This window comes from Pseudobutyrivibrio sp. OR37 (assembly GCF_900113655.1).
Classification (GTDB): Bacteria; Bacillota; Clostridia; order Lachnospirales; family Lachnospiraceae; genus Pseudobutyrivibrio.
Window position 1 is genome coordinate 44997 of record NZ_FOQF01000022.1, and the last position, 21073, is coordinate 66069.

At 41.8% G+C, this 21073-nt stretch carries 26 protein-coding genes; 2 read left to right on the forward strand and 24 right to left on the reverse strand.

The annotated features are described in order from the left end of the window. Positions 1-97 precede the first annotated feature (97 nt). From recR to BM097_RS11150, 24 genes are all read right to left on the reverse strand, one after another. Complete coding sequence (recR, locus tag BM097_RS11035) at positions 98-697, reverse strand: recombination mediator RecR (protein ID WP_090549481.1); 600 nt, start codon at positions 695-697, stop codon at positions 98-100. A 3-nt stretch (positions 698-700) separates the two neighbouring features. Then, entirely contained in the window at positions 701-1042 is a 342-nt protein-coding gene (locus BM097_RS11040) for a YbaB/EbfC family nucleoid-associated protein (RefSeq protein ID WP_090549482.1), read from the reverse strand. Between the two features lie 42 nt (positions 1043-1084). Continuing rightward, complete coding sequence (gene dnaX / locus BM097_RS11045; RefSeq protein WP_090549484.1) at positions 1085-2677, reverse strand: DNA polymerase III subunit gamma/tau; 1593 nt, start codon at positions 2675-2677, stop codon at positions 1085-1087. A 27-nt stretch (positions 2678-2704) separates the two neighbouring features. Next, positions 2705-3778: a 6-phosphofructokinase gene (locus tag BM097_RS11050; protein ID WP_033152656.1), complete on the reverse strand. Its 1074-nt coding sequence runs from the start codon at positions 3776-3778 to the stop codon at positions 2705-2707. A gap of 42 nt (positions 3779-3820) precedes the next feature. Then, on the reverse strand, positions 3821-5257 hold the full coding sequence (locus BM097_RS11055; RefSeq protein WP_090549487.1) for an aminoacyl-histidine dipeptidase: 1437 nt from the start codon (positions 5255-5257) through the stop codon (positions 3821-3823). Positions 5258-5288: 31 nt separating this feature from the next. Beyond that, positions 5289-6548, reverse strand: a complete 1260-nt coding sequence (locus BM097_RS11060; RefSeq protein ID WP_177197448.1) for a hypothetical protein — start codon at positions 6546-6548, stop codon at positions 5289-5291. A gap of 116 nt (positions 6549-6664) precedes the next feature. Continuing rightward, the gene (locus BM097_RS11065) at positions 6665-7168 is read right to left on the reverse strand and encodes a GreA/GreB family elongation factor (RefSeq protein WP_028243197.1); all 504 of its coding nucleotides are present in this window, start codon (positions 7166-7168) and stop codon (positions 6665-6667) included. 21 nt (positions 7169-7189) lie between these two features. Beyond that, on the reverse strand, positions 7190-7657 hold the full coding sequence (locus tag BM097_RS11070) for an NUDIX hydrolase (protein ID WP_090549490.1): 468 nt from the start codon (positions 7655-7657) through the stop codon (positions 7190-7192). 148 nt (positions 7658-7805) lie between these two features. After that, positions 7806-8033 carry a hypothetical protein gene (locus BM097_RS11075; protein ID WP_090549493.1) on the reverse strand — a complete coding sequence of 76 codons (228 nt, stop codon included), beginning with the start codon at positions 8031-8033 and terminating at the stop codon, positions 7806-7808. A 46-nt stretch (positions 8034-8079) separates the two neighbouring features. Further along, positions 8080-8487: an ATP synthase F1 subunit epsilon gene (atpC, locus tag BM097_RS11080; protein ID WP_090549496.1), complete on the reverse strand. Its 408-nt coding sequence runs from the start codon at positions 8485-8487 to the stop codon at positions 8080-8082. Positions 8488-8499: 12 nt separating this feature from the next. Beyond that, positions 8500-9897 (reverse strand): F0F1 ATP synthase subunit beta, encoded by a 1398-nt coding sequence (gene atpD, locus BM097_RS11085; RefSeq protein WP_090549499.1) that lies wholly within the window; start codon positions 9895-9897, stop codon positions 8500-8502. A gap of 19 nt (positions 9898-9916) precedes the next feature. Continuing rightward, positions 9917-10783: an ATP synthase F1 subunit gamma gene (gene atpG, locus BM097_RS11090; protein ID WP_090549502.1), complete on the reverse strand. Its 867-nt coding sequence runs from the start codon at positions 10781-10783 to the stop codon at positions 9917-9919. 15 nt (positions 10784-10798) lie between these two features. After that, a complete protein-coding gene (gene atpA, locus BM097_RS11095; protein ID WP_090549506.1) occupies positions 10799-12304 on the reverse strand; it encodes a F0F1 ATP synthase subunit alpha in 1506 nt (501 codons plus the stop codon). Continuing rightward, positions 12301-12867, reverse strand: a complete 567-nt coding sequence (gene atpH, locus BM097_RS11100) for an ATP synthase F1 subunit delta (RefSeq protein ID WP_090549509.1) — start codon at positions 12865-12867, stop codon at positions 12301-12303. Before atpH ends, atpA begins: the two co-directional genes overlap by 4 nt. Further along, complete coding sequence (gene atpF, locus BM097_RS11105) at positions 12855-13370, reverse strand: F0F1 ATP synthase subunit B (RefSeq protein WP_090549512.1); 516 nt, start codon at positions 13368-13370, stop codon at positions 12855-12857. The genes atpH and atpF overlap by 13 nt, the downstream gene beginning before the upstream one ends. A 43-nt stretch (positions 13371-13413) precedes the next feature. Further along, positions 13414-13671 carry an ATP synthase F0 subunit C gene (gene atpE, locus BM097_RS11110; RefSeq protein ID WP_015550578.1) on the reverse strand — a complete coding sequence of 86 codons (258 nt, stop codon included), beginning with the start codon at positions 13669-13671 and terminating at the stop codon, positions 13414-13416. A gap of 51 nt (positions 13672-13722) precedes the next feature. Further along, positions 13723-14451, reverse strand: a complete 729-nt coding sequence (atpB, locus tag BM097_RS11115) for a F0F1 ATP synthase subunit A (RefSeq protein ID WP_177197449.1) — start codon at positions 14449-14451, stop codon at positions 13723-13725. Then, positions 14448-14894 (reverse strand): hypothetical protein, encoded by a 447-nt coding sequence (locus BM097_RS11120; protein WP_177197450.1) that lies wholly within the window; start codon positions 14892-14894, stop codon positions 14448-14450. The genes atpB and BM097_RS11120 overlap by 4 nt, the downstream gene beginning before the upstream one ends. Further along, positions 14887-15135: an AtpZ/AtpI family protein gene (locus BM097_RS11125; protein WP_090549515.1), complete on the reverse strand. Its 249-nt coding sequence runs from the start codon at positions 15133-15135 to the stop codon at positions 14887-14889. Before BM097_RS11125 ends, BM097_RS11120 begins: the two co-directional genes overlap by 8 nt. Before the next feature lie 40 nt (positions 15136-15175). Then, positions 15176-15661, reverse strand: a complete 486-nt coding sequence (locus tag BM097_RS11130) for a deoxycytidylate deaminase (protein WP_090549518.1) — start codon at positions 15659-15661, stop codon at positions 15176-15178. Between the two features lie 27 nt (positions 15662-15688). Next, the gene (locus tag BM097_RS11135) at positions 15689-16141 is read right to left on the reverse strand and encodes an arsenate reductase/protein-tyrosine-phosphatase family protein (RefSeq protein ID WP_090549520.1); all 453 of its coding nucleotides are present in this window, start codon (positions 16139-16141) and stop codon (positions 15689-15691) included. Between the two features lie 19 nt (positions 16142-16160). Further along, positions 16161-17225 carry an L-threonylcarbamoyladenylate synthase gene (locus BM097_RS11140; RefSeq protein ID WP_090549522.1) on the reverse strand — a complete coding sequence of 355 codons (1065 nt, stop codon included), beginning with the start codon at positions 17223-17225 and terminating at the stop codon, positions 16161-16163. Between the two features lie 102 nt (positions 17226-17327). Next, positions 17328-19076 (reverse strand): glycosyl hydrolase family 18 protein, encoded by a 1749-nt coding sequence (locus BM097_RS11145; protein ID WP_177197451.1) that lies wholly within the window; start codon positions 19074-19076, stop codon positions 17328-17330. Between the two features lie 333 nt (positions 19077-19409). Then, positions 19410-19994, reverse strand: coding sequence for a tyrosine-type recombinase/integrase (locus tag BM097_RS11150; protein ID WP_090549527.1), 585 nt, complete (start codon positions 19992-19994; stop codon positions 19410-19412). 110 nt (positions 19995-20104) lie between these two features. On the opposite strand from BM097_RS11150, the gene BM097_RS11155 reads away from it, so the two are divergent. Continuing rightward, positions 20105-20407 carry a carbon storage regulator gene (locus BM097_RS11155; protein ID WP_090549529.1) on the forward strand — a complete coding sequence of 101 codons (303 nt, stop codon included), beginning with the start codon at positions 20105-20107 and terminating at the stop codon, positions 20405-20407. A 177-nt stretch (positions 20408-20584) separates the two neighbouring features. Continuing rightward, on the forward strand, positions 20585-21073 hold a 489-nt coding region (locus BM097_RS11160), incomplete at its 3' end, for a flagellin N-terminal helical domain-containing protein (RefSeq protein ID WP_443197885.1).

Sequence of the window (21073 nt, forward strand, 5' to 3'; positions counted from 1 at the left end):
ACACACTATTTATACCATGTATATTTTAGATATTTCGACTATTATAGTCAATTTTCTAATATAAAAAGAAAGACCCGAAGGTCTTTCTCATAAATTGCTACAATTCAGTTCTACCATCAAGCGCTCTAAGCAGTGTTACCTCATCAATATATTCCAGGTTGCCACCAACTGGCACACCTGATGCGATACGGCTTACCTTTATACCTGTTGGTTTGATAAGCTTGCTAATGTAAGCGGCTGTAGTCTCACCTTCTAAGGAAGAATTGGTAGCTACAATAACCTCTTCTACATCATTTTGCTGTAATCTAACCATAAGTTCCTTAAGTTTTATATCACCAGGGCCGATGCCTGCCATAGGTGATATTGCGCCATGTAAAACGTGGTAAACGCCATCAAATTTGCCTGTCTTTTCGTAGGCTGCCAAATCCCTAGTATCTTCAACCACCATGATTATATTGTGGTTTCGCTTTGGATTAGAGCATATAGGACAAAGCTCTTCATCTGTAAGGGTAAAGCATTCCTTACAGTATCTAACGTTTTTTCTTGCCTGCACTATAGCGTTGGCAAGGTCGTTTACCTTTTCTTCGTCCATGCCTAATATATGGAAAGCCAGCCTCTGGGCTGACTTATTTCCAATGCTTGGCAAATCGCTTAGCTCTGCTATTAAGTTGCTAATTTCTTTGCTGTAATATTCCATCTATTAGAATCCTAGTCCACCTGGCATCTTTGGCATAGATGCTGCTGTAATCTCATCAATCTTGTGAAGTGCTTCGTTTGTTGCTGCCATAACAAGATCCTCAAGCATTTCAACATCCTCTGGATCTACTGCCTCTGGATCGATGTGTACCTTTGTGATTTCCTTTGAACCTGTAACTGTTACTTCTACAACACCGCCACCGGCTGTACCTGTAACCTCTGTTTCCTCAAGCTTTGCCTGAGCCTCTTCCATCTGACGCTGCATACGCTGTGCCTGCTTCATAAGGTTGGCCATGTTGGCTCCGCCCATTGCTCCTCCTGGAAATCCGCCTCTTCCTTTACCCATATCTTTAATCCTCCATTTTCTATCTGGTTTATGTTACGTAGATTATTCTGAATCTACTTCTATCTCAATTCCTTTGCTGGCAAAAAACTCTCGGATATCAGTCTTTGAATCCTGTGAGCTTACGCTGCTGGAATTAATCTCAACTTTAATCTTCACGGTTTTATTTATCATGGTTTCTATGGCTTTAGAAATCTCCTCGATGACCTCCGGTCTGTTTACGAAATCACCTGCCATGCGTTCACTTCCCTGTGGCTGGTCGAATATAAGAACCAGTTCACCTAAATCATTTACCGTGATTGTTGTTACCTCTTTTAGGTACATCTTAATGTTAGGTGGTACCTTTCCTAATACATTGCCCCAACTGGAAGCCACCTGCTTTACCTCTTCTGGTACAGCTGCTGGAAGTGGTTCCTTTTTCACTGGTGCCATACTGGGAGCAGACGCCTGTCCTGCTGCAGGAGCAGCCATAACTACCTGCACACCCTTTTCCACCTTTTTCTCAAGGTTAGCCATTCTATTGTTGAGAGCGGAAATATCCTGCTCCATCTCTGGCTTACACAGCTTGATAAGTGCTATCTCGATAAGAACTCGCTTACCGCTTGCATACTTAATATCATTAGAAAGCGCCGAGAGAACTTGAATATATCGCATCAAAATCTCGGTGTCAACCATCTTGGCTTCTTCTTTTAATAAAGCCAGATTATCAGAAGACATTTCAAGTACATCCTCCATATCGTCTGAACTCTTAAGAAGCATCAGGTTTCTAAGATACCATGTGAAATCTATTACAAACTGATTCAGGTCGCGTCCCTGAGTGATAATTTCCTCTAAAATGCCGATGCACTGGGTGATTTCTCCGTTGATGATATGACGAAGTAATCTTGAAAATACCTCAGTATCAATGGCGCCTAACACCTTCAGTACATTGTCATAGGTAAGAGTCTGGCCTATATAAAAGGCTATGCACTGGTCCAAAAGACTTAATCCGTCTCGCATGGAACCATCTGCTGCCTTGGCGATATAGCGGATGGCCTTATCCTCTACCTCTACTCCTTCCTTATCCATCAGCTCCTTTAGACGGGCTGCTATAGTGTCGATGGAAATACGATGGAAATCATATCTCTGACAACGGCTAAGGATGGTAATTGGAATCTTGTGTACTTCTGTTGTTGCCAATATAAACACAACATAAGAAGGTGGCTCCTCCAAGGTCTTAAGCAAGGCGTTAAAGGCTCCGGTACTAAGCATATGTACCTCATCGATGATGTAAACCTTGTATTTCCCTTCTGTAGGAGGGTATGCCACCTCCTCTACTATCTGTCGGATGCTATCTACACCGTTGTTTGAGGCAGCATCCATTTCTATTACATTCATGGAATTGCCGGCTGTGATGGATTTGCACATGGCGCATTCCATACATGGGCAACCGTCCACAGGATTCTCGCAGTTGATGGTGCGGGCAAGAATCTTGGCGATAGTTGTCTTACCAGTTCCTCTTGTTCCTGTGAAAAGATATGCATGTCCTATACGGTCACTCTTTACCTGATTCTTTAAAGTTGTCACGATGTGGTCCTGGCCCTTAACATCCTCAAAGGTCTGTGGCCTAAACTTTCTATACAATGCCATATAAGACATAACAAATACCTACCCTTTTTCTTTCTTTTAATCACCGAAGCTAATGCCGATTCGCTTAGCCTCTTCTATCATCTGGCAATCTGGCTCAACTACCTTAAGCTTTCCTGCAACCTTTTCAAGAGGAATGCGCTTTGTCTTGCCATCTACCATTGCAATCATGTTACCGAAATCTCCGTCCATGATAGCCTGCGCAGCTGCTGAACCAAGTCGTGTGCAAAGTACTCTGTCGTATGGATCTGGGCTACCGCCTCGCTGCATGTGTCCTGGAACAGTAACACGTACCTCAATACCTGTTTCCTTCTGAATTCTATCAGCAATCTCATAGGAAACTGATGGATATTTGGAGGTCTCTAATTTCTTCTTGTAATCCTTCTTTGAAAGCTTTGCATCTTCCTTGGATATTGCACCCTCGGCAACTGCAAGGATGGTGAAGCCCTTACCTTCTTCCGCACGATGATTGATGGCCTTTATGACCTTTTTGATATCGTATGGAATCTCTGGAAGCAGGATGATATCGGCACCTGATGCAACACCTGCATACAGTGTAAGCCAACCTACCTTATGTCCCATAACCTCTACAATAAATACGCGGCTATGAGATGATGCTGTAGTATGGATGCAATCGATGGTGTTACATGCGATATCAATGGCACTCTGGAAACCGAAGGTCACATCTGTTCCAAAGATATCGTTATCAATAGTCTTTGGAAGATGGATGATGTTAAGCCCTTCCTCTCTTAGAAGATTAGCTGTCTTCTGTGTGCCGTTACCACCAAGGATAACCAGGCAGTTAAGGTTTAGCTTGTAATAGTTGGACTTCATTGCCTCTACCTTATCAAGGCCATTTTCATCTGGCTCACGCATGAGCTTGAATGGCTGACGGCTAGAGCCCAAGATAGTGCCACCACGTGTTAAAATACCTGAGAAATCCTGGCTGGTAAGGAGTCTGTAATCCCCATAAATCAGACCCTTATAGCCATTGAAGAAGCCATAAACCTCAAGGTCCTTCACATTTGCAGCCAAGCCCTTAACAACACCACGCATAGCAGCGTTCAATGCCTGGCAATCACCACCACTTGTTAGCATTCCAATTCTAAGCATAGTCCTTCTCCTTCCTGTTACCCCTTATTTTTTATTTGCTTATTATTTCTGCATTTCGATTACGCGACGAACGTAATTGTATATTCTCTCTGTAGAAGCAATTCCAAGGCGCTCCTTTGGAGTATGAATATCGTAAAGCTCTGGACCGATTGACACTGCATCAAGTCCTGGAAGCTTAGATGCTAAAAGTCCGCACTCTACACCTGCGTGCATAGTCTCAACGATGGCATCCTCACCTGTCATCTCTTTATATAAAGCTACAAGCTCATCTCTGAATGTAGATTCACGCTTGAACTCCCATGCTGGGTACTCACCATGAGTAGATGTTTTGCAGCCGAAGCCTTCAGCTATCATTCTTACCTTGCGCATAAGTGCTGCCTTTGCGCTATCTACTGAGCTTCTAAGTGAGAATGAGAACTTAAGCTCGTCCTCAAGTAGGTTAAGAATTCCTAAGTTTAATGAAGTCTCAACTAAGCCCTCGATATCGTGGCTCATAGCCTGAACTCCGTTTGGTAAAGAAAGGATTAACTCTACCATCTTTCTTGTATCTGCTGCATTTACGCCTTCTACTTCTACATTGCCTTCAGACTTGATTTCGATTTTCATATCTGGGTCTGTAACTGCATATTCGTTCTTAATTGCGGCAGCCTCTGCCTCCATAGCCTTGATAGCATCAGCGTTTGTAACTACCTTTGCTGTTGTAGCACGTGGGATAGCATTATCCTTTGTTCCGCCAACATAATCAATAAGGCATACATCTGCCACGTCAATACCTGCTGCGAGGATTCTATTTACCATCTGTGTAGCATTTGCTCTACCCTTAATGATTTCTGTACCTGAGTGTCCACCTGTGCAATCCTTAACTTCGATTGAAACGAGTTCACCCTTAACAGATTCCTTCTTGAATGGGTACTCAATATCCATTCTGCATCCGCCTGCGCATCCACTAAGGAAATGTCCTTCCTCCTCTGAATCAAGGTTAAGCATCTTGCGACCCTTAAGCATTGACACATCGATGCCTGCTGCACCTTCCATACCAACTTCCTCAGAAACTGTGATGATTACCTCAAGACGTGGGTGCTTAAGTGTATCATCCTCTAAGATTGCAAGTGCCATTGCTACTGCGATTCCATCATCACCGCCAAGTGTTGTGCCCTTAGCTGTAACGAATCCATCAACTACTTCAAGATCAAGACCTTCTGTAAGCATGTCCTTCTTGCAATCTGGCTCCTGCTCAGCAACCATATCCATGTGGCCCTGAAGGATTAATGGAGCTACATTCTCCATTCCCTCTGAAGCTTCCTTAATCATGATTACGTTGTAAAGGTCATCTGTGTAATATTCAAGATTGTGTGCCTTTGCAAATTCTACAAGATATGCACTAATCTTTTCCTCGTGATAACTTGGGTGAGGGATTTCGCAAATCTCCTCGAAATAATGAAATACTCTTTCTGGCTGTAAACCTGCTAAAACTGCCATTTTAAAATTACTTCCTTTCTATTTCTAACATCTATTCAGAATAGACGCCGTATTCGCAGCCTATATTATAGGCTTCCATATCATCCACAAGCTCCCATTTCCACTCGGCTTTTTTATTGGCCTTAGTGTCTTTGGTCTTGAGAATTTTCTTATATAGCTTTATCTCGCCTGTGCCGTTGCCGCCATTCCATAGATTATTGTGGCGCTTTTCACCGTTTGGTGCCTCGTAGTTTATAAGAAGCATGTCCTTTTTATCACAGGTGATTTTAGCTTCTAATTTGGCAAGCGGTGTCTCCTGGGTGATTTCCCATACTACCTGCTCACCCTCAGTGGTGCAGTTGAAATCTGTACTGGTGAGAGTCCAAAATCTTGAGAAGTTGAACTCGTAAGGCTGACCCTCATACCAAAAGGCTCCAAGGATTACATCATCAAAGCTGTGGCCAGTTCTAACCTTTGGTCGGCCTCCTCCGATATCAAACGCGCTGTTTTCCAGCCATTTTCCTGATACCTTACTCTTAAGATGTGAGCTTGCAAGCCACACCCATGGAGATGTGAAATCTTTGCCCCAGTTCTTATCTGCATAGCCATAGCAGCTATCTGGGCTGACTTCGTATTCAACACCGTCTAGTATAACGGAGCCACTGAATAATGTCTTCATGCCTTCTGCATGCCAGAACATTTCAAATGCCTCTATTTCACGAGACGCCCAGCCTGCGCCGTAGCCCACGTTGAAAGCAATCTGCTTTTCCATATTTAAATCCCAGACCATCTTGCCTGCCTGACACATCCACTCTGGATGGTTCTTGGCATCTTCCTCTGTAACCTCTACCTTACCAAGGGTTCGGGTCTCAGAGCAGAAACAATCGTCTGCACTTATGAGAAATGGTACATCCTCCTTGACGTTGACCTTGTTCCAGCCAAAAAAGCGATGCATCTGTTTTGCGCCCTCGCCCCAGCAGCCTACTTTTACCATCATATAGGATGGCTTCACTCCTGATGCCTTGTTCTCTGGCAGCTGGCCAAACACTGGCTCATCGCCACCTAGCTCTGGGTTGATTGTGAAAAACTCGATAAAGAAAGCCTTTTCCTCGCCCGTCTTTTTGTTATGACCAGTAAAGCTGTGCCACCACCAATCATATCCTTCACTGGCAAGAGCTCCCTTCAGCATGAAATCATTTCTAGTGATATCCGAATGGTTGAAACTATGCTCGATAAGCTTATCCTTAACATCAAGCCCATCGATTTTTTCAAGAACTGTCTCCCCGATTTGACTAAGCTTCTCTTTCACCATAATTCTCACCCCATTTTCTCATAAAAATCTAATATAAATATACCATTATTTATGGGTAAATTCTATTCTGAAAGTAATATAAAAAAGCCGCTCAATAAAAGCAGCTTTTGTAATCTTTAATATCTTTTTATCTGGTCATCCTCGTCTGTTGTTGATTTATCTATCAACCTAATCTCTACTTCGTAGGAATAATTATCATTTACTTTTACCATTACTCTATCGCCCACATGTTTACCACGTATTGCAGCTCCTAGTGGTGATTCTATGGAAATTAGCCCTTTAAGTGAATTGCCGCGGATACTTGTAACAAGCTTGTATGTTTCCTCACAATCATCCTCTGGGATGTAGATTGTAACTGTGTTATTAATTCCAACCTCATCATCAGCACTACTATCATCTACCACTTCTGCAAACTTAAGCATCTTCTCTAAGTAACGAATACGGCTATCGTTCATATTCTTGGCACGCTTTGCTTCGTGATACTCGAAATTTTCGGATAAATCGCCCTGGGCTCTTGTCTCCTTTACCTCTTCAAGAAGCTTTGGTCGAAGCACAAGCTTACGCTCATCTATCTCTGCCTGAATCTTTTCTATATCACCTTTTGTAAGTCTTTCTCCCATTTGTGTTACCTCCATTTACAACTATTCTACCACAACTTGAGTTTTTCCCTTAGCCCAATCTGTTATTGGTCTTGCATCAGGTGCAAACAAATCCTTTGGAATATCCTGTGGATTGAAGAATCTATGTTCAAGCACCTCGGAATCCTCATCTGAGATAGTTCCCGTGTACTTATTTGTCTTAAAAATCACTGCAAGTGAATAGACAACATCCTGGTTTGGATATGTAATCATCCTATCATCTCCTGAATACAGGCCAAACAGCTGAAGCTCCTTAACTTCTATACCAACCTCTTCCCTAAGCTCTCTTGCTGCAGCTTCCTTATAGGTCTCCCCAAGCTCTAATGCTCCACCTGGTACACACCACTGACCATTATCGCTTCGCTTTTGCAATAGCACCTGGCCCTTTTCATTTTCTACAAGCACACCACAGCCTACAGTCATTATGGTATCATGGCCTATCACTTTTCTTAAATCGCCTATATAATTCATTTTTATATCCTCTTTAACTTTAGTACTATTCTTGACAACCTATGATTAATTCTAATGGTTTTGCTTCTTTTTTTAAAGCACAAAAAAGGCGCCACAACATATGCGGCGCCATGATTTCACGTAACCCAGCAATGCTGGAGTCTTTTATTTAGTTTGGCTTTTTAGCGGCATCACCATGCCGTTGCTGATATACTCTATTCAACATATCCTGCTGATACTTATCGTCATTGCTGAGGACCTTGAGTTTGTCTTTGACCTCTGTCTTTCGGGCACGTAAGGTCTCAAGCTCTTTCATGAGCTGTGCTTCCTCATCCTCAAACTTCTTCAGTTGAATTTTTAATTCTTCAATGTCTCGTTTTGTATCAGCATCGAGCATAGTGTTACCTCCCCCGCCTTTCATTATGGGAACTAATAAGCTCTCCTTAATGATTTTGATGTATTTCTTGTCTAACTAGCGCTTTCTTTAGCGCAACCTCCGCTCTTAGCACATCAAGACCAACTTCCTTCTGTGCTAAACGATTTTTAGCTCTTTCTTCAGCCTTTTTTGCACGCTCTACATCTATCTCGTCTGGCCACTCAGCAATCTCGGCAAGCAAAGTTACCTTATCTGGGAGGATCTCAGCGAGGCCCGCATGTATAGCTGCTTTTTTCACACCATCAGCCTCTGTAATAGTACAGATACCTGGCGCGATTACTGTGGTGAGTGGTATATGTTTTGGCAGAACGCCAATCTCACCACAGGCAGTATTAAATTCAACCATTGTAGCTTCTCCCTCGTAAAAGCTACGCTCTGGCGTGATGATTGATACCTTAAAGGTGTTATCTGCCATCTATGCCACCTCCTATTTGTTCTCGTTCATCTTGGCACGAACCTCGTCGATTGTACCAGCGTTAAGGAAGTAGCTCTCTGGGATGTCATCATGCTTACCTTCTAGGATTTCCTTGAAGCCACGTACTGTCTCAGCGATTGGCACATACTTTCCTTCCAAGCCAGTAAACTGACCAGCAACGAAGAATGGCTGTGACAAGAATCTCTGAATCTTACGAGCACGGTTAACTACAAGCTTATCCTCTTCTGAAAGTTCATCCATACCAAGGATTGCGATGATATCCTGTAATTCCTTATATTTCTGAAGAATCTCCTGTACACCACGGGCAACCTCGAAGTGTTCCTGACCAACGATACGTGGGTCAAGGATACGAGATGTAGAACCAAGTGGGTCTACCGCTGGATAAATACCAAGCTCGGCGATAGAACGCTCAAGAACTGTAGTAGCATCCAAGTGTGCGAATGTTGTAGCTGGAGCTGGGTCAGTCAAATCGTCGGCAGGCACGTATACGGCCTGTACTGATGTGATTGAACCGTTCTTTGTAGATGTGATTCGCTCCTGAAGAGCGCCCATCTCTGTCTGAAGTGTTGGCTGATAACCAACGGCTGAAGGCATACGACCAAGTAGGGCCGAAACCTCTGAACCAGCCTGAGTAAAACGGAAGATGTTATCGATGAAAAGAAGTACGTCCTTTCCACCCTTATCTCTGAAGTACTCAGCCATTGTAAGTCCAGTAAGACCAACTCTCATTCTGGCTCCAGGTGGCTCGTTCATCTGACCGAAAACCATGCAGGTTTTGTCGATAACGCCTGACTCCTTCATTTCGTAGTAAAGGTCATTACCTTCACGAGTACGCTCACCTACACCAGTGAATACTGAATATCCACCGTGCTCAGTAGCGATGTTGTGGATAAGCTCCTGAATAAGTACGGTTTTACCTACACCGGCACCACCGAACAAACCAATCTTTCCACCTTTCTGATATGGGCAAAGAAGGTCAACGACCTTAATACCTGTCTCAAGCATTTCTGTTGATGTTGCCTGCTCCTCAAACGCAGGTGCTTTCCTATGGATAGGCATCTTGTCAACACCCTCAGGTGCTGGCTGCTCATCAATAGCTTCACCTAGTACGTTGAAAATACGACCAAGAGTAGCCTCACCAACAGGAACCGAAATTGGTGCTCCTGTAGCTACTACATCCATTCCACGTACTAATCCGTCTGTAGGACCCATGGCAATACAACGAACTGTATCGTCACCCAAATGCTGTGCAACCTCGACAACCAGTCTCTCACCGTTTGCTCTGGTAATTTCAAGAGCATCGTTGATTTCTGGAAGAGAATCCTCTCCGAATTTTACATCAAGTACCGCACCGATAATCTGAGTGATTTTACCAATATTATTTGCCATTTTTTCACTCCTATCTGCTTTAAGATAATGCCTCTGCACCAGCGATAATCTCGGTCAATTCCTGAGTAATTGATCCCTGGCGGGCACGATTGTATTTTAATGATAGATCACTAATGATTTCCTCAGCGTTGTTTGTTGCTGAATCCATGGCCTGCATTCTGGCACCATTTTCTGAAGCAACAGCCTCAACTAATGCGCCATATACAAGTGATGTGACATATTTTGGAATGATTAGCTCTAAAGCCTCTTCTTCGTTTGGCTCAAAATTCATAAGAGCCTCTGCTGAAGTAGACTTTACAGCCTCAACATCTGCCTCATCAACCTCTGCTGGAAGCAGCTTCATTAGCTTTGGAATCTGGCTAACTGTGTTTTTGAAGTGTGTATATACAAGATAAATCTGTCCTATATCACCACTTGCATAATCAGTTAGAACATCATTGCAGATGGCAATTGCATCTGCATAGGTTGGTGCCTCCATTACTGGAGAATAGTCCTTAACCACTTCGTATCCCTTGTGGGCAAGACTCTCACCACCCTTGTGTCCTATAACATAAAGCTTTACATCAGAAGGATCCATGTCGCTGCCAGTAATCATCTTTACAATGTTTGAATTGTATCCACCTGCAAGACCACGGTTAGATGTGATGACGATAATGCCAATCTTTTCTGAACCGTTATCTCTAAGGTATTTATTGTTTACTGTGCCAGCCTTTGCAAGCATTCCACAAATTGTGTTATACATTGCATTGAAGTAAGGTGTTGTCTGTTCTGCCTTACTTCTGGCCTTCTGGAGCTTTACTGTAGATACAAGCTTCATGGCCTTAGTGATCTGCTGAGTGCTACTAACACTCTGTTTTCTTCTTTTTATGTCTCTCATTGAGGCCATAACAGATCACCCTCCTTACTTGTAGTCTTTTTTACACTCCTCGATAGCCTTAATTAGCTTTTCTTCCATCTCGCCTTCAAGCACCTTTGTTGTGCGAATGCTTTCTGGAATCTCTGGATACTTTGTATCAACCAAATCAAACAATGCCTTTTCAAACTTAAGGACATCGGCTGTTGGTATGTCGAGCAAGTACTTCTTTGTTGCTGCGTAGATAATCATAATCTGATACTCTACTGGCATTGGTGCGTACTGTGGCTGCTTTAACATCTCTTTGATACGCTCACCTTGTGCAAGCTTTTCAGCTGTATCAGCATCAAGCTCTGAGCCGAACTGTGCGAAAGCTGCAAGCTCTCTGTACTGAGCAAGCTCTACACGGATAGGAGCTGCGATTTTCTTCATAGCTTTAATCTGAGCAGAACCACCTACACGGGATACTGAAAGACCCGCGTTAACGGCTGGTCTGAAACCTGCGTTGAAGGCTTCTGTCTCAAGATAAATCTGACCATCTGTGATTGAGATAACGTTTGTAGGGATATATGCTGATACATCGCCTGCCTGTGTCTCAATGATTGGAAGTGCGGTAAGTGAACCGCCGCCAAGCTTGTCTGAAAGTCTAGCTGCACGCTCAAGTAATCTTGAGTGTAAGTAGAAGACATCACCTGGGTAAGCTTCACGTCCTGGTGGACGACGAAGAAGTAATGAGAGTGTACGGTATGCAGTAGCATGCTTACTTAAATCATCATAAATGATAAGTACATCCTCTCCGTTCTCCATCCACTCTTCACCGATAGCGCATCCTGAGTAAGGAGCGATATACTGAAGTGGTGCAAGCTCTGATGCTGTAGCTGCAACTACTGTTGTCCAGCTCATAGCACCGTATTCCTCTAATGTTTTAACAAGGGCTGCTACGGTAGAAGCCTTCTGACCGATAGCAACGTAAATACATTTTACGCCCTGTCCCTTCTGGTTAATGATTGTATCGATTGCGATAGCAGTCTTACCTGTCTGTCTATCACCGATAATAAGCTCACGCTGTCCACGTCCAATAGGGATCATGGAATCGATAGCCTTAATACCTGTCTGCAATGGTGTATCTACGGATTTACGAGAGATAACGCCTGAAGCAACACGCTCGATTGGACGGAACTTTGAAGAATCGATAGGTCCCTTGCCATCAATAGGCTGACCTAACGCGTTAACTACACGTCCAAGCATCGCGTCACCAACTGGAACCTCAACGACACGACCAGTTGTCTTTACTGTGTCACCTTCATTGATATTCTTGTCGTTTCCTAAAAGAACGCAACCAACGTTGTCCTCCTCAAGGTTTAATACCATGCCGTATACTTCCCCAGGGAACTCTAGAAGTTCGCCCTGCATAGCATTCTGTAATCCGTGAATACGTGCAATTCCATCGGCAACCTGAATTACGGTTCCTACGTCCGAAACATCAAGCTGCGCTGCATAGCGTTTCATCTGCTCTTTAATAACCGAGCTAATCTCTTCTGGTTTTAAATTCATGGAGCGCATTCACCTACTTTCAATTGAATATTTGATAACTCGTGAGTTAATTTACTAATCTGAGTCTTGATAGAACTATCAACGACTCTATCCTTAATGCGAATTACCATACCCCCGATTAATTCAGGGTCTACCTTGTATGTCATTACAAATGAACCATAGTCGGTAGTTTGAAGCAAACGCTTCTCGACATCTGATTTCTGTGCTTCAGTAAGCTCTGTCGGTGTTGTAACAGTTGCCCTGCCGATTTTCTTGTAATCGTAAACCTTCTCAATGAAGTAATTAAGCACTGCCACCATATCCTTTGCGTGGTCCTTCTCCTCAAGCTGTCTAAGGAGACCTACCAGCTCATCGCTTACTTTACCTTTGAATACATTGTCGATGATTTGAAGCTTTTCTTCTTTATTGATTTTTGGATGATTCATCATCTGAGAAAATCCGTCATTAGTCTCAAGGACCTCTATGACAGCCTCTGCCTCATTTAAAAAGTCATCGACCTTCCCTGATTCCACGGCTAGCTCAAACAATGCATCACCATATACGTTTGAGACTAATTTAGCCATGTGTTTTCACCCATTTCCTTAAGAGTTTGCTCTACTAAGGTGTTCTGAATAGTTGTATCGATGTTAGCAGCAACAACCTTGCTAGCCATAACAGCTGCAACTGATATCATTTCCTGCTTAACCTCATCAGCAACCTTCTTCTTCTCAAGCTCAGCCTCCTCGTTTGCACGAGCGATAATAGCTGCTGCCTCTTCCTTAGCGTCGCTAATAATTTTGGTTTCATTCTTCAAGGCCTTTTGTCTTGCTTCAGCCAGGATAGCATCTCTTTCTTTGTTGATATCCTTAAGCTTTGCCTCGTACTCGAGCCTTAGCTTTTCTGCCTCTTCCTTATCTTTCTTAGCATCTGCGATGTCCCTTGCAATGCCATCCTTTCTATCCTGCAAAAGCTTTCTTGCTGGATTGAAAAGCTTGTTTGACATTATAAGGAATAGGAAGAATACTGCTATGGCTAAAAGTACTACGTCGTTCACCAACTGAACGTCTAAGTCAAATAGTCTTTCCAACTTTTAGCCCCTCCTTTTTTATAATCTATCTTCCTGGTTCCGCTTAGCCAACTAAAGGCTGTACAAAGAGTAACAGAAGGGCAATAACAAGTCCGTAAAGACCTGTTGTCTCGGCAACGGCCTGACCAAGTAACATAGTAGACATGATCTGTCCCTGTGCTCCTGGGTTACGACCAACGGCTGCTGCACCGTGACCAGCTGCGATACCTTGTCCAATACCAGGACCAATACCAGCGATAACTGCAAGACCAGCACCGATTGCTGAACAAGCTTTAATTAAATCTGTACCTGAAATGTTCATAAATTGTTTCCTCCTAAAAGTGTTTTTTCTTTCGCCAGGGCAATTTGCTAATTAGCTATCCCCATAACTTTGTGTAATGTATGTCATTGTCAACATACAGAATACATAGGTCTGGATTGCACCTGAAAAAATATCAAAGTACACATGAAGTGCTGCAGGCCATATAATGGCAAACTTTCCTAGCAATCCATACACAAGACCCATAATGATAGTTCCTGAAAGAACGTTTGCAAACAAACGTAGTGACATAGAAATTGGTACCGCAATGTCGGAAATGACATTGATAGGCATCCAAATTGGCAACCATGGTGGCAATGGAGAACACTTGTCAATCCAAATGTCCTTTGCACTCTGATGCCTAATCTTTACTACATGGATGCAAACAAAGGTAATTAATGCCAGTGCCAGTGTTGTACCGTAATCGGCTGTTGGCGGTCTTAGTCCAACCAAACCAGATAAGTTAGATACCAAGATGAAACAGAATATCGTACAAATCCAATTTGCAAACACTGGTGCGTGCTTACCCATACTGCCTTCCACCATTCCATCTAAAAGTGAAACGATCAACTCCAAGATGCTTTGGAAGGTATCAGGAACTTCAGTGGCATGCTTTAGCTTATGGTTGGCTATTAAAGAGAAAATAACCAGCGAAAGCCAAACGATAAGGATACAGACATGAGATGTGGTAATCCAAACCTCCTGTCCAAATACTTCGTACTTGTACAGACCCTTGATCATGTCCACAGTATCGCTCGAGGCCAGTAAAATTCCTTCTGTCACACTTTCACCTCCTTCGTATTTAATTCATTGTTAATCCCCTCGGTTTTATTTAAATTGTTATTACCGAGAAATTTGTATAGCAAAGGTTGCGCATAAGCACTAACCTTGAGCCCTAAAATACCGATGAGTGCTGTAAACATGTTTCCAAGCTTAAGCACCATCATAAGAATCATCACTGCGCACACGATTAAATATCTCATCACCGATTTGAAGGATAGATATTTTTCATGACCTTGGCCAATTCTTACTGATTCTTCAATAATCATGGCGATATGTATAGCCATAAATATTGCGCATCCGATTCCAAAGATTAATCCTGTGGTGTATCTGATTTTGTCCTTAACAAACCAAACCCCTACGATTTCGACTAATCCGCCGTATATAAGTATCCCTAAAACCAAGCCGGGTAAAGCTTGATTTAGTCTTTTCATCCAATTAATCATGCTTTTCCTTTGACTCGAATCGTTTTAAATATCCTCTTAGGTAACGGTATGCCCCATTACATGCTGCAACCACTCCTACAAGAATTCCTCCTATAGCATAGCCTTTGGAGCCAAAATTCTTAGTGAGTACAACACCAATTACCGTACATAAAAGAATCGGTACTATTATGTTTATCCCAAGCTGTAGCACCATCACTAAAGAATTTGCTACATCACCTTTCGCCTTTTTCTTGTCCCTCACTGCTTGCTCCTATCTGGCTAGTTATAGTATCTAATCTACGCTACACGGTAAATTTGATTTCTCTACCTGTGTGCTCATACTGATAAAACTCAACACCTGCTGCCTTTAGCATCCTTTTTGACGCTATTACAGAAGGAGTGTTTTCGTATTTATCGCTGTCGTATATAATTGTTTTTATGCCTGACTGAATGATAGCCTTGGCACATTCATTACATGGAAAAAGTGATACATACAGCTTTGAACCTTCTAACGAACCACCTCTGTAGTTCAAGATTGCGTTCAACTCGCTGTGTGTAGTATAGAAATATTTATTCTCCAGAGGGTCTCCTACTCTTGCCCAAGGAAACTCATCATCTGAACAACCATTTGGAAAACCATTGTAGCCCATGGATAATATTTTATTATCCTGGCTTACAATACAAGCTCCAACCTGTGTGTTAGGGTCTTTAGATCTCATACCCGATAATACTGCTACGCCCATAAAGTATTCATCCCAGCTAATGTAATCAAGTCTCTTGTCACTCATGGTCTTGTCCTCCAATACGTATATAATTTATGCAGAAATAACCCTCATTAACTTCTCTATTGATGCCTTTAAGACCTCGTAGCACAGCCCATATGTCTGTACTGAACCACCATAAGGATCCATCACCTCAAGCTCGTCCCCAACAAGCTCATTTAAAAGGCGAGTGTTTTCCTCAGTGGCATTCGCGTATTCATTTAATATTTTTTGCCTTTGGCTTTCCTCCATCGTGATTACAAGAGTGTTATCGGAAAAATCCGAATCCATCAACTGCTTGGAAGAATAATCCTTAAGCGTGGTTCCATTACTGATAAGTATTGCTTCCGCCTTTTGATTAAGCGGCTCTGGAAACTGAACTATCAAACCTCTGGCCTCACAAATGATAGGCCTTGAGTGCTCAATGCTGTGAAATATAGCCGCAGCCATGGGCGCCCTAGAGGTTCCGCTTCCAGAAGCAAAAATAACTCTATTAATTTCTTTCATACCATTATCTCCTGACTGCCTACTCAACCTCTATGGTCTTTTGCCCTGCAGCCTTTAGCAATCTATTCATAATTGCCTGTCCCATCTTTGGTGTGGCAAAGCTTTCTGAATAGATAACATCAACACCTATTTCATCAAACTGACGAAGAATATCGTATAGATTATGAGCTATACTTCCTTCATCCGCTCTATCACCGATAACCAGCACGTGACCATCTTTATATCTGTCCGCTGATTCAGAGGTTGCTATTATACCAACTCTCTGACCATTATCAAGTGCTGCCTTTGTCATTTCGTTGATTTTAGCTACAACTACATCCTCTTCCCCCGAGATTATAGTTAAATCGCCCTTAGGTGCATAGTGCTTATATCTCATACCTGGTGCCTTTGGTCTGGCACCTGATGTGGTTCCCTTGTCATTGTAAACAATGCCTGGGTCCATTCTAACCTCGCCAACAACTTCTCTTAGCATATCCATATTGATATATCCTGGGCGAAGGATAGTTACCACATCCTCTGTCAAATCTACGATTGTAGATTCAAGACCTATATCTACCGAACCGCCATCTAATATGGCCTCTATTTTGCCAGATAAATCCTCGTATACATGACTTGCCTTTGTAGGGCTTGGGCGGCCTGATGTATTAGCACTAGGTGCTGCAATCATACATCCGCTTTCTTCTATAAGAGCAAGTGCCACTGGATTGTTTGGCATTCTTACTGCTACTGTATCAAGACCACCTGTTGTTTCATAAGGAACCACTTCGTTTTTATTTACAACCATTGTAAGTGGGCCTGGCCAAAAAGCATCCGCCAGCTTTTTAGCGTTTTCAGGTAAATCCTTTGATATAGCCTCCAGCTGCGAGAACTTCGCGATATGAACGATAAGTGGGTTGTCCGATGGGCGCCCCTTCGCTGCATATATCTTTCGCGATGCCTCTTTATCTGTAGCATCCCCGCCTAATCCGTAAACTGTTTCTGTAGGGAAAGCTACAAGTCCTCCATTTCTTAATATGGCTGAAGCCTCTTTAATATAATCCATATTTAAAGGCTCAGTCGAAACATCCATAATCCTAGTAATCATACTCAAAATTATAACACTTTTACTTTATAACACAAACCCTTTAAAACGTCACAAAACTTTAAAAACCGTGTTTTTTCTGTGTTTTGAAGGCAATTACAAATTTTATAAATACTTTGCAATTACGTTCCATGCAGCTGTGTTATCAAAACCTTTCTTCCAAAATGCGCCGCCAGCTAAACCATATTTGTCCATAACCTTTAGCTTCTCTTCAAGGGAAGCATCATCCTCAACCCACACCTTATAGGTGGTGTTGCCCTTTACATACTCTCCATAGAATTGACCTGAGGCTTCATCCCATGCTGTGGAAACCCCGTTAGTCTTAAGATAGCTTTGAATTGCATCCATTCCGTAGGCTTTGCTGGACATATTTCCTTCTTCAGGAATCTCCCACACTCTGCAATAAAATGGCATTCCAAGTACTACCTGTTCTGCTGGAACTTCGTCTAGGGTATCCTTTACACCCTGTTCTACCCAGCCAATTGATGCAACCGAGCCAGCCTCTTCGCTTCCTGTATAGTGCTCATCATATCCCATGATGATTACATAATCAGCGTATTTAGCCTGCTCTTTTCTATTGTAGCCTGCTGATGATGCAGTAGGGACATAGTTATCTACTGATAAAATTATATCGTTCTTTTCACACTTGATTGAAAGCTCTTTGATGAACTGGATATATCCATCAGATGCTGCTCCTGCAAGCTGTTCAATATCGATATTGATTCCATCCAATCCGTAAGTGATTGCCTGAGCGATAAGATTATTTACAAGAGCATCTCTAGCACTTGTTGTGTTTAAAACGGTTGTCGTATCAACGCTTTCATCTTCAAGGTTGCTAATAAGTCCCCATACCTGAACCCCTGCTGCATGACAAGTGCTAACATAACTACTGCTAGCAATAGAAGCAATGCCACCTTTATTGTCGTTCATGTAAAACCAGGTAGGTGAAACAACATTTACCTTTCCTGAATTAGCTAAAACATTGCCTATATCAGCGTTTGCAGCCTGTGCTGTAACCTGATGCCATAATAGGGAAATCTCTTTTCCTGTAGAAATATGCTTGTAATTTCTCTCTGGAAGAGTTGCCTCTACAGTCTCCTCTGTCTGGGCTGAAATCTTTTTATTCTTCATGTAGCCCATAACGCCATTTTCAGAAACTACAAAGCTCCATTTACCAGTATCTCTTACGACTGTAAGCGCTTCGCCCTTTTTAACATCCTCTAATATTGGACTCTTTGGGCCATTTAATATTCTGATTTGTGTTTTACCCTTGGCCTTTGCAGTCTGTTTTATAGTACCTGCAGATTCAATGAATACTCGGCTAGGCTCGTCGAAATATTTGTATTGAATATCTGTAAGAAGCTTAACGTAATCTGCTAAGACATAAACTGCATCTTCATTAGCTATTACAATGTTGTTGTTAAGCGACTCGCCAGATTTATCAATGGAATAGCTATTGCTTCCTAATGTTGCGGTATAAATTTCGGTATCCGTAGCATATCTTAGGGTGATTTCTGAAGGGTCATACACATACCCATCATCCAAATGATCCTTTATAAATCCAAGTTCAAAATATACCGCCCCGTTATCTACTAATGCATATCCATGAGCCATATCCGCAGTAGGTTCAAGGTATTCACTGTTCAACACCACCGCAGCCTCATTATCATGAGAAAGCGTGAAATACTCTGTTAAATCAACATGTTCCTTGGTAGGCGTGTATTTTTTTATAGAATATATTCCTACGACAAGAACTGCCAAACAAATAACCGCTGCAGCTATATAAATGTAGCCTCGTGGTACTCTATATCTCTTTTTTCTTCTTCTGTTGTGTGTATTACCTCGATAGCTCATAAACATCTCCCTCTAGTATATATATATTCCGTTAAAGTATAACAAAATCGCACTATAAATTCCACTTTTGGCGATGTTTAAAGCCTTAAAATTCATACTAAAAGGGCTCCGCTGCCTATGCCACGGAGCCCGAATGATTTTTAGGTTTTATAATAGCCCGGTTTATAGTAAAAAAGGTAACAATTCATACAAATTGTTACCTTGTACTTCCTATATCGGATGCTCTTCAAAATACTTAACCCCTAAAATTAATTTTTTTAAAATTTTTTTTGAGGTAAGATTATTCTATAACGTCTTTTAGAAAAATCAATTGATTACACAGATTGTTCATAGTTAAAAATTTAAATTAAGATATACTCTATCCTTCTCATCCTGAGTGATTCCTAAATATCTTTTTGTAATCTCAAATGATGAGTGATTGAAGATACTCATTAAAAGAATTGGATTAGCTCCATTTTTGTATGCAAAGTATCCAAAGGTTTTTCTAAGTGAATGACAGCCTATATGCTCGTGATTTGAAACTGTCATTTGGGCCGCATGCTTTATTATTCTGTAGGCTTGAATCCTTGAGATTGGTTTAAAACAATCATCCTTAGAATGAAATACATACTGAGTAGGGGTGACATTCTCACTGTGCTTCTTTACAAGCATAAGTGCACTCTCAAATTCTTCATTAATTAATATATTCTGTGCTTTCTTTGTTTTCATTTCCCTCAATTTAAGATGTGTTTTACAACAATCCGCCTGAAAATCATATACTTCATCCCAAGTAATTCTAAGAATATCGCTAATGCGTAGTGCCGTGTTAAGTCCCGCCACAATCAAACAATAATTTCTCGGGCTGTATTCCTTTTCTTTATAGAAGTTCATGAAATCCTTTAATTCTGAAATGTTTCTAATTGGTTCTGTTACTGACATATTTATCCCTCCCTTTTGATATTACATATGCATCGTAGCACTACGTAACAATTTGTATGAATTGTTACATCTAAGAATGGATTCTGATTTGCTACAAGGAGGTAGAAAAAATGCTTAGTTTAACACTCAAAGAAGGTCAATCAATTAATATTGGTTCAGATGTCAAGGTCATGTTCGCCGGAGCCGAGGGTGGTCACATCAAAGTGCTAATAGATGCACCAAAATGCATCGAGATAGTCCGGGAACAAAAAGATGACACTTATATCCCCCAAACAAAGATTTCCAACAGTGCTAAAGAAAAAATTGGAAGAATTTATAAAGAAGAGCGTCAGTTGAACAAGCACAAGGAATTAATTGAAAAGAAAAAGAAGGAACTAAGACATAAAAAAGCTGAAACTCCAATAGAAGTTTAAGTTAATAATGTCATTTCAATCCTAGGCTAATGAGATGACTTATTATATAGATTCACACTTGAATCAAAAGTAACAAATTAATATTAAAAAGATTCCACGGATGGAATCTTAAAGATACGATTCATCCTTTTTAGAATTCGTATCGACACCATATTTATTTCAAGGAGGAAAAATTTTATGGTAGTACAACACAACATGCAAGCAATGAACGCATCTCGTATGCTCAACATCACATCTGGTAATCAGGCAAAATCAACTGAGAAACTTTCTTCAGGATTCCGTATCAACCGCGCAGCAGATGATGCAGCTGGTCTTTCAATTTCAGAAAAAATGCGTAAGCAGATAAGAGGTCTTGATCAGGCATCTACAAATGCTCAGGATGGTGTATCTGCAGTACAGACAGCTGAAGGTGCTTTAACAGAAGTTCACTCAATGCTTCAGAGAATGAATGAGCTAGCAGTTCAGGCAGCAAACGGCACAAACAGTGATACAGATCGTAACTCAATCCAGGACGAAATTAATCAGCTTACAACAGAAATCGACCGTGTAGCTGAAACAACAAAGTTCAACGAGACATACTTACTTAAGGGCGATGCTGATGGTAACGAAGTTACTAAGACAGTAAAGGCTCATGACGCTGGTCTTGATGGAAAGCTTGTTGAGAAT

Excerpts from the sequence above, each read along its gene's own strand:
- BM097_RS11130 (WP_090549518.1), bottom strand. The coding sequence starts at position 15,661 with ATGAGTGACAAGAGACTTGATTACATTAGCTGGGATGAATACTTTATG.
- BM097_RS11120 (WP_177197450.1), bottom strand. The coding sequence starts at position 14,894 with ATGATTAATTGGATGAAAAGACTAAATCAAGCTTTACCCGGCTTGGTT.
- atpG (WP_090549502.1), bottom strand. The coding sequence starts at position 10,783 with ATGGCCTCAATGAGAGACATAAAAAGAAGAAAACAGAGTGTTAGTAGC.
- BM097_RS11145 (WP_177197451.1), bottom strand. The coding sequence starts at position 19,076 with ATGAGCTATCGAGGTAATACACACAACAGAAGAAGAAAAAAGAGATAT.
- BM097_RS11065 (WP_028243197.1), bottom strand. The coding sequence starts at position 7,168 with ATGGGAGAAAGACTTACAAAAGGTGATATAGAAAAGATTCAGGCAGAG.
- BM097_RS11055 (WP_090549487.1), bottom strand. The coding sequence starts at position 5,257 with ATGGCAGTTTTAGCAGGTTTACAGCCAGAAAGAGTATTTCATTATTTC.
- atpA (WP_090549506.1), bottom strand. The coding sequence starts at position 12,304 with ATGAATTTAAAACCAGAAGAGATTAGCTCGGTTATTAAAGAGCAGATG.
- recR (WP_090549481.1), bottom strand. The coding sequence starts at position 697 with ATGGAATATTACAGCAAAGAAATTAGCAACTTAATAGCAGAGCTAAGC.
- BM097_RS11150 (WP_090549527.1), bottom strand. The coding sequence starts at position 19,994 with ATGTCAGTAACAGAACCAATTAGAAACATTTCAGAATTAAAGGATTTC.
- atpC (WP_090549496.1), bottom strand. The coding sequence starts at position 8,487 with ATGGCAGATAACACCTTTAAGGTATCAATCATCACGCCAGAGCGTAGC.
- BM097_RS11050 (WP_033152656.1), bottom strand. The coding sequence starts at position 3,778 with ATGCTTAGAATTGGAATGCTAACAAGTGGTGGTGATTGCCAGGCATTG.
- BM097_RS11075 (WP_090549493.1), bottom strand. The coding sequence starts at position 8,033 with ATGCTCGATGCTGATACAAAACGAGACATTGAAGAATTAAAAATTCAA.
- atpE (WP_015550578.1), bottom strand. The coding sequence starts at position 13,671 with ATGAACATTTCAGGTACAGATTTAATTAAAGCTTGTTCAGCAATCGGT.
- atpD (WP_090549499.1), bottom strand. The coding sequence starts at position 9,897 with ATGGCAAATAATATTGGTAAAATCACTCAGATTATCGGTGCGGTACTT.
- BM097_RS11060 (WP_177197448.1), bottom strand. The coding sequence starts at position 6,548 with ATGGTGAAAGAGAAGCTTAGTCAAATCGGGGAGACAGTTCTTGAAAAA.
- BM097_RS11135 (WP_090549520.1), bottom strand. The coding sequence starts at position 16,141 with ATGAAAGAAATTAATAGAGTTATTTTTGCTTCTGGAAGCGGAACCTCT.
- BM097_RS11140 (WP_090549522.1), bottom strand. The coding sequence starts at position 17,225 with ATGATTACTAGGATTATGGATGTTTCGACTGAGCCTTTAAATATGGAT.
- BM097_RS11155 (WP_090549529.1), top strand. The coding sequence starts at position 20,105 with ATGCTTAGTTTAACACTCAAAGAAGGTCAATCAATTAATATTGGTTCA.
- BM097_RS11070 (WP_090549490.1), bottom strand. The coding sequence starts at position 7,657 with ATGAATTATATAGGCGATTTAAGAAAAGTGATAGGCCATGATACCATA.
- atpH (WP_090549509.1), bottom strand. The coding sequence starts at position 12,867 with ATGGCTAAATTAGTCTCAAACGTATATGGTGATGCATTGTTTGAGCTA.
- BM097_RS11040 (WP_090549482.1), bottom strand. The coding sequence starts at position 1,042 with ATGGGTAAAGGAAGAGGCGGATTTCCAGGAGGAGCAATGGGCGGAGCC.
- dnaX (WP_090549484.1), bottom strand. The coding sequence starts at position 2,677 with ATGTCTTATATGGCATTGTATAGAAAGTTTAGGCCACAGACCTTTGAG.